12 protein-coding genes are annotated in these 14094 nt (G+C 40.1%); 10 read left to right on the top strand and 2 right to left on the bottom strand.

Annotated features, from left to right (window positions below):
* The first annotated feature begins 23 nt into the window (after positions 1–23).
* From B9A18_RS14650 to B9A18_RS14620, 7 genes are all read left to right on the top strand, one after another.
* Positions 24–593, top strand: a complete 570-nt coding sequence (locus B9A18_RS14650) for an RNA polymerase sigma factor (RefSeq protein WP_084290070.1) — start codon at positions 24–26, stop codon at positions 591–593.
* Positions 593–1342 (top strand): tetratricopeptide repeat protein, encoded by a 750-nt coding sequence (locus tag B9A18_RS14645; protein WP_084290069.1) that lies wholly within the window; start codon positions 593–595, stop codon positions 1340–1342. Before B9A18_RS14650 ends, B9A18_RS14645 begins: the two co-directional genes overlap by 1 nt.
* Positions 1343–1433: 91 nt before the next feature.
* Complete coding sequence (locus B9A18_RS14640) at positions 1434–1985, top strand: RNA polymerase sigma factor (RefSeq protein ID WP_084290068.1); 552 nt, start codon at positions 1434–1436, stop codon at positions 1983–1985.
* A 6-nt stretch (positions 1986–1991) separates the two neighbouring features.
* Positions 1992–3224, top strand: a complete 1233-nt coding sequence (locus B9A18_RS14635; protein WP_084290067.1) for an outer membrane beta-barrel protein — start codon at positions 1992–1994, stop codon at positions 3222–3224.
* Positions 3199–3759 carry a YceI family protein gene (locus tag B9A18_RS14630; protein ID WP_084290066.1) on the top strand — a complete coding sequence of 187 codons (561 nt, stop codon included), beginning with the start codon at positions 3199–3201 and terminating at the stop codon, positions 3757–3759. Before B9A18_RS14635 ends, B9A18_RS14630 begins: the two co-directional genes overlap by 26 nt.
* A 7-nt stretch (positions 3760–3766) precedes the next feature.
* Positions 3767–4705, top strand: a complete 939-nt coding sequence (locus B9A18_RS14625) for a DUF5777 family beta-barrel protein (protein WP_084290065.1) — start codon at positions 3767–3769, stop codon at positions 4703–4705.
* An 18-nt stretch (positions 4706–4723) separates the two neighbouring features.
* The gene (locus B9A18_RS14620) at positions 4724–5179 is read left to right on the top strand and encodes a QcrA and Rieske domain-containing protein (RefSeq protein WP_084290064.1); all 456 of its coding nucleotides are present in this window, start codon (positions 4724–4726) and stop codon (positions 5177–5179) included.
* A 40-nt stretch (positions 5180–5219) separates the two neighbouring features.
* On the opposite strand, the gene dcp is transcribed toward B9A18_RS14620, so the two are convergent.
* On the bottom strand, positions 5220–7364 hold the full coding sequence (gene dcp / locus B9A18_RS14615) for a peptidyl-dipeptidase Dcp (protein WP_084290063.1): 2145 nt from the start codon (positions 7362–7364) through the stop codon (positions 5220–5222).
* A 75-nt stretch (positions 7365–7439) separates the two neighbouring features.
* Positions 7440–8243: a hypothetical protein gene (locus B9A18_RS14610; RefSeq protein WP_144009505.1), complete on the bottom strand. Its 804-nt coding sequence runs from the start codon at positions 8241–8243 to the stop codon at positions 7440–7442.
* A gap of 188 nt (positions 8244–8431) precedes the next feature.
* On the opposite strand from B9A18_RS14610, the gene B9A18_RS14605 reads away from it, so the two are divergent.
* The 3 genes from B9A18_RS14605 (at position 8432) to B9A18_RS14595 (ending at position 14089) form a co-directional block, all read left to right on the top strand.
* On the top strand, positions 8432–8995 hold the full coding sequence (locus B9A18_RS14605; protein WP_084290061.1) for an RNA polymerase sigma factor: 564 nt from the start codon (positions 8432–8434) through the stop codon (positions 8993–8995).
* An 86-nt stretch (positions 8996–9081) separates the two neighbouring features.
* Positions 9082–10176, top strand: coding sequence for a FecR family protein (locus B9A18_RS14600; RefSeq protein ID WP_084290114.1), 1095 nt, complete (start codon positions 9082–9084; stop codon positions 10174–10176).
* Between the two features lie 190 nt (positions 10177–10366).
* The gene (locus B9A18_RS14595; RefSeq protein WP_084290060.1) at positions 10367–14089 is read left to right on the top strand and encodes a SusC/RagA family TonB-linked outer membrane protein; all 3723 of its coding nucleotides are present in this window, start codon (positions 10367–10369) and stop codon (positions 14087–14089) included.
* The last annotated feature ends 5 nt before the right edge of the window (positions 14090–14094 follow it).

Genomic DNA, 14094 nt, shown 5'->3' with positions numbered 1-14094 from the left:
CATGCTTCATTACAAATCCACTAATGGCTAAAAAGATACATGCAGACCAGCGTTACATCGTCGGACTGGTAAATAATGACGCTGCGATCATTAACGAAATCTATAAGCGTTGTGCCGCTAAGGTCAAGTCCTGGATTGTATTCAATAATGGCAGTGAAGATGATGCCGCTGATATATTTCAGGAGTCCCTGATGGAAGTATATCGTCAGGCAAAATATAAATCGCTGGAGCTTACGTGCCCATTTGAGCCCTATATCTTATTGATCTGCAAGCGTAAGTGGTTAAATGAAATAAAAAAAAGATCAATTCTACCGGTAACAAATAAGGAGGAAGATTTATTACATATTGGAGAAGATACTTTTGCAAATGCAGATGATCTGGAAAAGCAGGAAGCACAGTCGAAATTATTTTTTGCAGCCTTCGAAAAATTAGGCGAACGATGTAAGGAGATAATTTCCTGGAGCATGAAGGGCGAGGCACAGGAAAAAGTTGCCGAAGCACTTGGTGTTACCTATGGCTACCTGAGAAAAAAGAAATCTGAATGCATGGCATCTCTGATAAAAATGGTTCAATCTGATAAAACGGAAGAATAATGATGAACGAGGAGAAATTATTAACTGTAGCCCGTTACCTTGAAGGTGATATGGAGCCTCAGGAAAAGCAAGAGTTTGAAACTTTATTGCAGTCAGATGCTGAACTTCAGGAACTGAAAGCTTATTATATAAATGTTCATCAATCGTTAAAGATGAACATTGCACCCGACGAGACCGATCAACAGGTGGCAGCTACATTAGCTACTTTAGGTAAGCAGCATTTTAAAAATGAAGCTACAGAACAGCCATCACCACGCGTTGTCTCGTTGCAACCTTATATAAAATGGCTAAGTGTGGCAGCTGTTTTAATCATTGGCCTATTGGTATGGGCGCCATGGTCTGCCAACTTATACGAAAAATACACCATCAGCAAGGAGATGTCTGTTGTAGAACGTTCTGATAATGGGCAAAATACGTTAGAAAAAGCTGCTGATTTTTACAATGCCCATGACTATGCCTCGGCCGAAAAATTACTTCAGGAAGTATACAAACAAGAACAAGCTAATTCATTAGCCGCATATTATTACGGCATAACGCTTATAGAAACCGGAAAAGGGGATGAGGCAAGAGCGGTACTCAGCAAGTTATATGATGGTGAATCTGTATTCAAGTTTGATGCTGCCTATTACATTGCTTTAAGCTATGTCAAACAGAAAGATAATTCCCAAGCCTTATCATGGCTGTCGAAAATCCCACAGGGAAGCACCAATTATGATAAAGCTAAGGAGCTAAGTACGAAACTCCGCTAACATTGTATTTATTTTTATTAATTTCATTGTGCAGGCAACCTTTGCACGCAACTCTGCGTACCTGTAAGTATAGATGAATTAAAAATTTTACGTGAACGAGCTAATCATTCAGGAATTAATAGCCGGTTGTAAGAAAAAAGATAGGAAATGTCAGAAAGGACTTTACCAGATCTTTTATAGCTATGCTATGCGGATGTGTGTTCGTTACGCAAAAGATAAAGAAGAGGCTATAGAACTTGTAAATGATGGGTTCATGCGGGTCTTTATCCATATTCATAAATATGAAGAAACAAGGCCATTTAAATCCTGGCTAAGTACAATAATGATCAATACATCGATAGATCATTATAGAAAGCAAATTAAGCGTCTTGAAATGGAAGAGTTAAATGCAAAGCACGAAATGGAGGATAAAGAAAGTATACTTTCCCATATCCATTATGAAGACCTGATTAAGCTGGTGCAAAAGCTGTCTGTTGCTTATAGAACCGTATTTAACCTATTCGCAATTGATGGGTATTCGCATGAAGAAATATCATCGATGCTCTCAATTTCAGTAGGAACATCTAAGTCGAATTTATTTAAAGCACGGGAGCAGTTAAAGAAAATGATAAACGCTACATCGAATCAAAATATTAATATATAAAACACCATGACGGAATTGAACGATAACGAGTTTGATGCCACCTTTAGAAAAAAGGTATTCGATGCTGATCCTCAGTTTGAGGAAGCGGCATGGGATAAAATGGAGCAGAAACTGAACAGGAGGGACCGGGTGGTGTTTTTCAGAAAGGCGGGCGCCTTATGTTTATTGCTTTTAATTGGTTTTGGAGGTTTTATGCTTTTGGATAAAGATGCAGTTAAGACTCAGGTGGCAATAGTTAATAAAAATAAGTCGGTTCCGGTTATACAGGTTCCGGAAACAAGTCGGCCAGTTATGACCAGGATTGATACTGAAATTGTTAAAGTTGATGTTGATCGTGCTGTGGTGGAAATGAAAAAAACGAATGTTTTTGTAGTCGCTAGATATAGGGGGGGACAAGGTGTATCAAAACAAGACGTGTTGAAGCAAGACGTGTTGAGGAAGGATGGGGAGATACAAAGCCCACAGCACCCTTCGGCTCTTGTAACTGATAAAAATATCGACAGCACATCAGATAATGTATTGGTTCAATCTACACCTCAGCTTAAAGCTGATTCAACTGTTACGGCACTTTCCGGATCAGATGTTGCAGCAACAGCAATTGCATCGGTAGTAAAAAAGCAAAAAGCAAAACGTCGTAGTCCGCTGCCCATAAGTTTATCATTAAGTGTTGGTCCGGAGTTCAATTCCACTGGAGCGATGGTAGGTGGAAAAACAGGCTTCAGCGGAGGTATAGGTGTTAGTATAGGCCTTTTTAAAAGGATTAGCCTACAAACCGGACTAAAGTATAGTGTGAAGGATTATGGCGCAGATAGTTATGAGTACAGCTTTAGAAATCCGAAAATAAAGGCAATCGTTTCTGAGATAGATGCTTCCTGTGCCGTGTTGGAAATTCCTTTAATCGCTTCTTATCGTATAATGGAAGACCATCGGAAAAGTATTGATATCAACGCGGGTATGTCTAGTTATATCATGCTTAGTGAGGATTATACCTTCAGCTATACAGCTGAGTCGGGCTTTAAAGATAGGGTACAGCACTTCAGTGGTAAAAACCAACATTATTTTGGGGTGGTCGATCTTTCTGCTACTTACTATGTGAAGCTTAAAAAGGAAAAATTCAAACTGGGGCTTGAGCCCTTTGTAAAAATACCGCTGACAGGTGTTGGCGAAGGTAGAGTAAATCTGAAATCAAGTGGCGTTTCCTTAAAACTACGTTATGATCTGGGCAAAAAATTCAATTAAAATCCTTTTCTGCACCTCATTTATGCTGATTCAGCTAAGTGCAAGCGCACAAAGCTATGTTGGCCGAAATGTTAAAGCAGCTATATTTTCTTCCACACCTATTGAAGACATCAGAGCCGTAAGCGTAAATGGTACCGCAGCAATCATAAGTAAAACGAAAGAGGTGGTGGTTCAGATCCCTATAAAGAGTTTAACATTCGACCGGAAATTAATGCAGGAACACTTTAATGAAAACTACATGGAAAGTGACAAGTATCCGCAGGCAAAATTTAAAGGAACAATAGACCAGGATATCGACTTCAGTAAAGCAGGTGAATATAATGTTACAGTGACTGGAACACTGTCCATTCATGGGGTGGACAAAGTACGCACTATACCCGGTAAACTGACCATAGGCGATGGGGTGCTGCAAATCTTTACAGAATTTAAAGTAGCCTGTGTTGATCATAAAATTAAAATACCCAAACTGGTGATCACTAAGATTGCGGAGGTGATCAGTGTAAAAGTTGACGGAAAACTTAACCTTCTAAAATAGCGGAAATATGAAAACGACCGGTTTATTGGTAATTGCCTTTTCAATTTTTTTAACGCAGGGATTTGCGCAAAATGCGGATTCTTTGTTGAGGACATTGGATAGTGGTAAGGCCGACACAAAAGTGGATGCTGTATTTAAATCCACCCGTGTGGTATTGTCTCATTCCACTGAAACGCAGAAAAAGCACGACCTTGACTTAAGAATCCGCCATCATTTTGGAGATATCGGTGGCCGGTTTGGTAATGCGCATACCTTATACGGACTCGATGTAGCCTCTGATCTTTTTATTGGTCTGGATTATGGTGTTACAGATGATTTTACAGTTGCCGTTGGAAGAAGTAAGCAGGATGAACTTTTTAATTTCTCGGGTAAGTATAAATTGCTGAAACAAAAAAGTGATGGAGCCATGCCGGTTAACTTAACGATGTTTGCGCAACTGGGCCTGGTAGCCCGGGAACCATTTACTGATAGTGAATTCGCTACTTATTCAAACCGGTTTTCTTATTTTTTTCAGGCGCTTATTTCGAGAAAAATCTCTTCCAGACTTTCATTGCAAGCAATGCCTGGTTTGCTGATGCGTAAGAACACCTCGGAAAGTAGAGATCCTGAAAACCTTTTCTCTATTGGTTTTGCCGGTAGGATGAAGTTAACCAAAAGGTTGTCTTTCGTAGCCGATTACACCTTGGTTAACGGTTTATCACGACCAACAGATCTTTCACAGGCTTATTATAACCCATTGGGTGTTGGCCTTGAGATTGAAACGGGTGGCCACATTTTTTCTCTGAACTTTATGAATTCCGAATATATTCTGGAAAACAACTTTATTCCCGGTACCAAAAAGAACTGGGGTGATGGAGGTGTTCGATTTGGTTTTACCATTTCCAGAAACTTTACCCTGTTTAAATCAAAAAATAAAGACCCGGATAAAGCATCTAAAATTTACTAAAACTAAAATTTAAAAATTATGGAACGTGACGAATTTATCAAGTCCTTAGGACTTGGGGTGGCATTGCTATGCACAGGATCTTGTATGTCTGGCTGTGGAAAAGGGGGCGGGGCAGATACACCCGACCCAGGTAAAACTAATCCTCCTACAGGTGGCAGTACCGCAACAGTTGATTTATCTCAGCTTGTAGCAATTGGCGATCAGGCCACTGCAAACGGAGTGTTGTTTTTTAGAGTTGCAACAGGCAACGTACCTGCGTCTTTTGTAGCTACAGAAGCTATTTGTCCACATCAAGGAGGAACGCTGGTATGGAAGCAAACCAACAGCCGAATCCAATGCCAGCTTCATTCCTCCGAATACAGTACAGCTGGTGCAGTACTTCAGGGACCACAAAACTCTACCGGCAGTACCCGGGCATTAAAAATTTATGCAACAGCAGTAAGCGGAACCAAGGTAACAGCAACAATCGTATAGTAACAACAAAGCCCCGGAAAATTTCCGGGGCTTTGTTTATTTAATTTTGTGGTAAACCACGGTATTTCTGCATGGCTTTTATGTTCGGATCATGGCCGCGGAAATCGCGGAACATTTTGCCATAATCTTCAGTGTTGCCACGGGAAAGAATCATATCGCGGAAACGCTGACCATTGGTCCTGGTAAGACCACCATTTTCTTCAAACCAGGAGAAGGCATCATGGTCTAACATTTCTGTCCACAGGTAAGCATAATAACCGGCAGCATAACCATTCCCCCAGATGTGCAGGAAGTAGCTGGAACGATAGCGTGGTGGTACATAAGATAAACCTAAACCCGTTTTTTGCAAAGCTGAGGTCTCAAATTTGTCCGCATCCTGTAAAGGTGCAGTTGCCGGGAGTTTATGCCATTGCATATCCAGTGCGGCAGCAGCCAAAACTTCTGTTAAAGCAAACCCCTGATTAAAATTAGCAGCTTTCTTTATTTTATCAACCAATACTTGTGGCATTGGCTGCCCGGTGCTGTAATGAATAGCATAGTTTTTAAACACCTGTGGATTTACAGCCCAGTGTTCGTTAAATTGCGAAGGAAACTCTACAAAATCACGGGCTACGTTGGTGCCTGAAAGACTTGGATACTGTTGGTTAGCAAAAAAGCCATGCAGCGCATGTCCGAATTCATGGAACATGGTAGTCACATCATCAAAGCTGATCAGCGCTGGTGCACCTCCTGCAGGTTTTGCGAAATTACATACATTAAAGATGACAGGTTTTGTACCTAATAATTTCGACTGATTAACCACATTGGTCATCCAGGCTCCGCCGGATTTGTTGTCGCGTTTATAAAAATCACAGTAAAACAAACCAATGGTGCTGCCGTCTTTGTCAAACAATTCATACACCTTAATATCTTTATGGTAGACCGGCAGGTCGGTACGTTCTTTAAAGGTGATGCCATACAACTGCGTAGCAGCATAAAACACCCCGTTTTTAAGTACATTGTTGAGCTCAAAGTAAGGCTTAATCTCATTCTCGTTTAAGTCGTATTTCGCTTTGCGTACCTGCTCGGCATAATAATCCCAGTCATAAGGCTCCAATTTAAAGCCTCCTTTTTGCTGGTCTATCAAAGCCTGAATTTCGACGGCTTCAGATTTGGCTCTTGCCGTTGCAGAAGGTACAAGCTTGGCAAAGAAAGCTTCTACTGCTGCGGGAGTTTTGGCCATCTGGTCTTGTAATTTCCAAGCTGCATAATTCTGGAAGCCCATTAGTTTTGCTTTTTCTGCCCGTATTTTAGCAATTTGAACTATAGTAACACGGGTGTCGGTACTGTCGCCTTTCTCTGTACGATTCCAGGAAGCTTCAAATAATTTCTTACGGGTATTGCGGTCGGACAATGCCTGTAAAGCCGGTTGTTGTGTTGTGTTTTTTAATGGTACCAACCATTTTCCTTCCAGCTTGTTTGTCTTTGCTGCTTCAGCGGCGGCAGTGATTTCGGCGGTCGACAAACCGGCCAGCTCAGCACCTTTATCTACTACCAATGCGCCCGATTTACCTGCGGCAAGCAATTGGTTCGCGAATTTAGCATTTAAAGAAGCTTCCTGCTCATTCAGTTTTTTTAGATCAGTTTTAGCCTCATCTGATAGTTTGGCCCCTGCCAATTCAAATTGCTGGTGGTAATACTCAATCAGTTTGCTCGATTCGGCATCTAATTTAAGCTCTGCCCTTGTTTCGTAGATGGATTTAATTCGGCTAAATAATTTGCTGTTCAGGTAAATCGCATCTTTATGAGCGGCCTGTTTGGGAGCCAGCTCTTCCTGTATTTTTTGTAAGTCTTTATTGGTGTTGGCTCCGGTGAGCAAATCAAATACTTGATTTACACGGGTTAGCATTTGTCCGCTTTTTTCCATGGCAACAAGCGTATTCTCAAATGTTGGTGCTTCCGGATTGTCGGCAATTTTGTTGATCTCCTCTAAATGAATCTTCATCCCTTCCTCTATGGCCGGTTTGAAGTCTTCATCTTTGATCTGATCAAAATCAGGGACCTGATAGGGTAAGGTGCTTTCTTTAAGGAAAGGGTTAGTGGCAGTGATGCTGGTATCTGTGGATGCCGTTTTCTTATTGCTGTTTTCACAAGACGCAAAAATTGCCAGCATAGCTACCAGAGGTAGTTTTAGGGATGGTTTCATTAGCATATAAGTTTTGTTAACCGAATGTACAAAATTTTGTACCGATTAGCCATGATGAAACCATCCCTGGTTCTTTTATTGGAACTCCTTGATGTCTACAATTCTGTCACTGTCAGCATACCTTAAAAAAGCAATGCCTTTTTTGTTTTTTTTCCAGTCGAAGTTGTTTTTAATCCAGTCAGCGATGTCCGACTGTGACACTGATTTGGAAAGCGATTCATTAAGAACTTCGTCGCTCGGGTAATGTACCTGGTAAAACGATTTCGGCGTAAGGAATACAAAAGTCGATTTATCTGGCGAGTTTAAAACGAATTCACCCTGTATGCGCTCTTCCGGATTTTGTCTTTTAATTAAATAAACCTGAGCGTTTACATTTTTGACGAAAAAATCATTGTTGATCAGGTAACCACCTCTGCCGATTTTGTTTAAACCCGTGGTGTAACGTAGATCCATTTTTCCTGTTGAGGGTCTGTAAAGACTAACCACCTCAGGCTTGTTGTTTTTTAATGCAATGATATAAAATGGCGCCGGCAGTTCGGAATTGTCATCAATCTGAACCAGTAATGCTGTTTTTTGAGTGTTGATGAATTGTGCAAAAGCGAATTTATCAGTTGCCGAACTGGAATCGGTTTTGTTGATTTGAATGCGAACAATCGTATCTCTGAATTTTACATAGAGTTTTTCTTTTACTTCAGCTGAATTTCCTTCATGCTGATTAAATGAAAAGATCCTGAAAACGCTATCTTTTCCTTCGTAAAACTCATTAAATCTTTCATTGGCTGTTATTACCCTTGGTTGATAGGTTGCAAAAGGTTCTTCTTTTTGTTTACATGCAAATAAAAGGATGGAGAGTGTGAGGGCGTACAATACGTTTTTCATAATGGGGATGAAATAGAGTTTAATTTGTGCAAAAATAATCTTTGCAAGGGAAAATCCAATAGCCGTTTTTAATAGGGTGTTTACCCAGGCATTCATAATTGAGAAAATAAAATATCCTGGTTCTGGTTGTAATAAGGTAATTAATCTATAAGTTCGCTTATAATTCACACCGATCCGGTTACTTGTTAATGAAAGGCGATTATAGATTACTGACAGATGTTGAACTTGCTGATATGCTTAATCAGGGAGACAATCTCGCATTTGAAGAAATTTATAGACGCTACTGGGCAGTTCTGTATAATTTTGCCCGCAAAATGCTTCAGGATAATGAGCAGGCAAAAGATATTGTTCAGGACACATTTACGAAGTTGTATGCTCAAATTGGTGTTCTTGATTTTCAACAGATCAAATTGGCCCCTTATTTATATACACTGGTTAGAAATGCTGTAATTACACTGATTAACCGCAATAAATTGAAGCTAAACTATATCGTAAGCTTCAAGGATTACGTAAATGCAGGGGAGTGTGTTACGGACAACCAGGTGCTGGAAAATGAAATGCAGCGACAAATAGACCAGGAAATAGCAAGTCTGCCATCCAGGATGCGGGAGATATTTGAGTTAAGTCGTAAAGCACACCTTAGTCGTAAAGAAATCGCCGAAACCACCCAATTGTCGGAAGAGACCGTAAAAAAACAAATTTATAATGCGCTTAAAATACTACGTAGCAAGTTAAGGGCATATTTTTTTTAAAAAAAGATAATTTTCTTCTACCCCTTTTTGTGAAGCTATTAGTTATACCATTATAACGAATGTTATTTTTTAATAACCAATGCATCATGACTGAACAGGAAGCTAAAGCATTATTGATTAAGTATGAGAAAAATGAATGTACCCCAGCCGAAAGGACTTTGGTAGAGGGCTGGTATATTCAAGCTTTTGATACCAAAGAATTGCCCGAAGGTAAAGTAAATTTTGCTGCCATAGAGACGGAAATGTGGAGCAATATAAATGCCTCTGGCATCCAACCCGAGCAGAAAACAATTAAATTATGGCCTCGAATTTCGATCGCAACAGCAGCAGCAATGACCTTTTTAGTATTGGGTTTAGGCATTTATTTCTTCAATGCACGTTATTCAAATCATCAGTTTAAAATTGCCAGTGAAAATGATATCGCTCCGGGAAGAAATAAAGCAACACTTACACTTGAGGATGGTAAAACGATTCTTTTAAGTGGAGCTCAAAAAAGTGTAATTATAGATGCAAACAAACTTTCATATAACGATGGTACAGAAATTATCTCGATACCTCGTACTGCTGCCCTAGTGAGCACTCCCCGTGGTGGCACTTATCAGGTTACCTTATCCGATGGCACTAAAGTATGGTTGAATGCCGAAAGTACTCTTAAATTCCCATCTAGCTTTGCTGGTGAAGAACAGCGTAAAGTTACGTTGAAGGGCGAAGCCTATTTTGAAGTCGCTAAGAATAAAAAACAACCTTTTGTAGTGAGTACGGATAAACAGGAGGTGCAGGTTTTGGGTACTCATTTCAATATCAATTCTTATCCTGACGAGGTAAGTACTAAAACGACCTTGCTGGAAGGTTCCGTACGCGTAAATCAAACGATTTTAACTCCGGGGCATGAAGCAGTCCTAACAAATGGAATAATTAAAGTGAACAAAGTAAATCCAAATGAAGCCATAGATTGGAAAAATGGCGAGTTTGTTTGTAACAATGAACCTTTAAACAGCATCATGAGAAAAATCTCACGCTGGTACGATGTTGAGGTCGTTTACAGTCATCCTGAACTTAAAAACAAAACCTTTAGTGGATCACTTTCCCGTTATGATCATGTTTCGGGCGTTTTAAATGCGCTGGAACAGGCGGGAACGATAAAGTTTAAACTGGAAGGCCGACAAATTCAAGTATTATAAATTAAAACCTAAACCAACCCAAATAGTGAAAGATTTACCATAACCGACACCAGGTTGGCTTAAAAAAAAGCCGGAAAGTGGTGGAACACGATCCGGCGGAAGCTTGAGCAAACCTTTCCCTATGGGTGAGTACCCGTAGAGGATAAAAAATAGACCAACTATTCACGATCAACTCAAACCATTCAAAAGTATGAATAAAAATGCTTTTAATTCAGGTATGCCTCAATTTAGGCTACCTGCTAAATTATTGTTAATTATGAGGCTGACCACTTTCATAATCATTTTGACGCTCGCTCAAGTTAGTGCCGCCAGTTTTGCACAGCGACTCAATTTCACCAGGAAAGCCGCCAGTTTAAAGGAGATCTTTACGGAAATCAAGAAACAAACCGGGTATCATGTATTTTATGCCGATGAAAAAGTAGATGTAAACAGAAGGCTCGACGTAAACTTCAGAAATGTAGCCCTAAAGAGTGTATTGGATCTGGTGGTGAAAGATCAGGCCCTGGAATATGCTATTGATGCCCGCAACATTATCATTAAGCCGAGGGAAGCTTCATTTGTGGAGAAAGTCATGGACATCTTCAAAACGATTGACGTAAGAGGAAGGGTCATGGATGAAGAAGGAAAACCCCTTGCTGGGGCTACAATTTTGATTTTATCGGATGGACAGGATGTTAACCTTATTAAAGCTGATGGTCTTAACCTCGTGGCCAGAAAATTTAAGACAGCTGGGGTTACGAATGCTGCAGGGGACTTTTTAATAAGAAATGTAGATGAAAATGCCTACATCATGATTTCTTATATTGGTTATATGCCGCAGCGGATAAAAGCAACTAAGGATATGGGGATTATAAAAATGGGTCTCCAGTCGGGCAAACTGGTTGAAGTGAATGTAACCGTAAATACTGGATATCAGACGATTTCAAAAGAAAGAAGCGCAGGGTCCTTTGCTAAGCCTGACATGAGCATTGTTGAAAACCGTACGGGGAGCATGAACATTTTGCAAAGGCTAGATGGCCTTGTAGCAGGTTTAACCGTTAACAATGCACCAAGTGCCAGTCAAAGTCCTTTTCTGGTACGTGGCTTATCTACGGTAGGTATTCCTGCAACCAATACTGGTGTTGAAGCGATTGGAACTTATGTTGGTACCAATAGAAATCCTTTGTTTGTGGTAGATGGAATTCCCATAGATGATGTTTCATCTATCAATCCGCAGGATGTGGCCGATATTACCGTCTTGAAGGATGCAACCGCTGCTTCGATATGGGGTGCAAGAGCCTCTAATGGTGTAATTGTTATTGTAACCAAAAAGGGAAGTCAGAGTGAAAAGCTTAGGGTAAATTACGATGCCTTTATGAATTTCCAGGGCAGGCCTGATTTGGATTACCTGCCTACATTAAACAGTAAGCAGTTTATTCAGGCTGCAACAGAACTTTTTGATCCGGTACTGAATCCATGGGCAACAGTTTCTGGGTTTACCAATACCTCATCTGCAGGGGTGCCACCTCACGAAAGAATATTGTACAATAAGTCACGCGGATTGATAACTGCTGCTCAGGCAGGTGCCAGTCTGGATAGCTTAGCTAATCTGGATAACAGACAGCAAATCAAAGATCTGTGGTATAGGAATGCTTCTTTAATGAACCATACGGTGTCCCTAACAGGAGGCGGTAATAAATATGCTTTTTATGGATCTGCAGCCTATACCAATACGGTGAGTAATCGTCCAGGCGAAAAAAATAATGTTTATAAGGTTAACCTTAGGCAGGACCTTTCCTTAGGTAGTCGCATCCAGCTGAATTTGATTACTGATTTAACCAATAGTGTTAACAATACTAAACGAAACATTGATATAGATAATAATTTCTATGCTTATCAAATGTTCAAGGATGCAGCCGGAAATAATATTTCGATGCCTTACATGCAGCTTCTGACTGACGAAAACAGAATCGACTTCCAAAACCGGAGCCGCATTAATCTTGATTATAATCCCCTGGATGAAGTCAACTACGGATACACAAAAAACAATAATCTTTTAAGTCGTAATATTCTGGGTGTTAATGTTAAACTGTTAAAAGGACTAAAGTTCGAAGGGACTTATGGATATATTAAAGGCAATGGCAAGATTGATGTTTACGACGATACAAAAAGTTATAAGGTAAGGAGCGAGTTGTTACAGTTTACTGTAGCCCCAAATACAGCATCTACACCGGTTTATTATTTGCCAAATACTGGTGGAAAGTATAGCCTTACCAACGTAAATCAGCAAAATTGGACTATAAGAAATCAGTTAAGCTTTAACAATGGCTGGAACAACGATTTACATCAATTGAGTTTATTGGTTGGGCAAGAAGTTCAGGAGCAATTGGAAATGAGGAATGGAAGCACAGTAAGAGGTTACAATGAAATGTTGCAGACTTTTGGTTCTGTGGATTATGCAACTCTTGGTGTAACTGGGGTTTCATCACCTGTAATGGCTAATAATATCGGAAGAAGTGTTTTAACAAATGATAGTTTTATTCAGACTGAGCGCCAAACCAGGTTTTCTTCATATTATTCTAACCTGGCTTATACCTACAACAAAAAGTATTCAGTCAATGGAAGTTTTCGTATAGACAAGAGTAATTTGTTTGGACTGGATCAATCTGCACAGAATAAACCGGTATGGAGTGTGGGCGGAAAGTGGTTGTTAAGTTCAGAAGAATTTATGAAGAACGCGGAGTGGTTAAACAGTTTAGCTTTAAGGGGTACTTACGGTTTGATGGGTAATTCACCTGCTCCGGGTACAGCAGCTTCATACGATATTTTACAGGCACAGCGCAGTAACTTCTTGCCAGGAGGGTCTGGATTAAGAATTGCTACGCCATCCAATACCAAACTTACCTGGGAAAGTACCAAAACAATTAATTTAGGTGTCGACTTTGCATTATTCGACAGTCGGTTAAGCGGTGCTATAGATGTATACGAGAAGAAAACGAGTAATTTATTGGGTAATTTACCTACAAACAGCTTTACCGGATATGCCAATATTATTGGCAACCTTGGCGATCTGGAAAATAAGGGTATAGAACTGAGCTTAAATACGCTGAATATCCGCAGTGGTGGTTTTAGGTGGAATACCATATTTAACATTGCTTATAATAAAAACACTATTACCAAACTTAATCTGGGAACACCGGTTACCCTGGCTAATGAAAGGATTCGTGATCGTTATGTAGCCAATTACCCTGCATTTGCGGTCTTTGCTTATCGCTATGCCGGATTGGACGCAATGGGGGACCCACAAATTAAATTGGCAGACGGAATCGTAACCAAAACGCCTAATGTGGCTAAACCCAGCGATATACAGTTTATGGGAACCTACCAACCGGTTTGGAACGGAGGTTTAACAAACGTGTTTAGCTATGGTGGTTTTGGCTTAACTGCAAATGTTATTTTTAATCTGGGCCATGTGATGCGGAAGGATGTAAATGGTACCTATTCAGGTAGGTTTACGCATCAGAATCAGAGCACAGGTGGTGGTTTTAAAGGAGGAAACCTGCATACTGATTTTGCTAATCGATGGAAGCAGCCCGGTGATGAATTGATAACCAATATACCTGGATATATAGCTAACTCATCTTTAAGCATTACGCGAAGAGATGTTACATATTTTACTCGTGGTGACATAAATGTGGTAAGCGCCTCTTATGTGAAACTGCGCGACATTACTTTGTCTTATAGCTTGTCGTCATTGTTGATCAAAAAACTAAAAGCTGATCAGGTTACTTTACGCGCACAGATTTCTAACCTGATGTTGTGGAAAGCGAATAAAGATGGCATTGATCCAGAATTTCAGGAGGCTACTTATGCTTATCGAAGTATGCTGGTAAACCAGGGATCACTGTCGTTTGGTCTGAATGTAAAATTCTAATAAAG

It is taken from the genome of Pedobacter nyackensis (assembly GCF_900176505.1).
Taxonomy (GTDB): Bacteria; Bacteroidota; Bacteroidia; order Sphingobacteriales; family Sphingobacteriaceae; genus Pedobacter; species Pedobacter nyackensis.
Note: the sequence above shows the minus strand (reverse complement) of the source record. Positions and strands in the feature narration are given on the sequence as shown.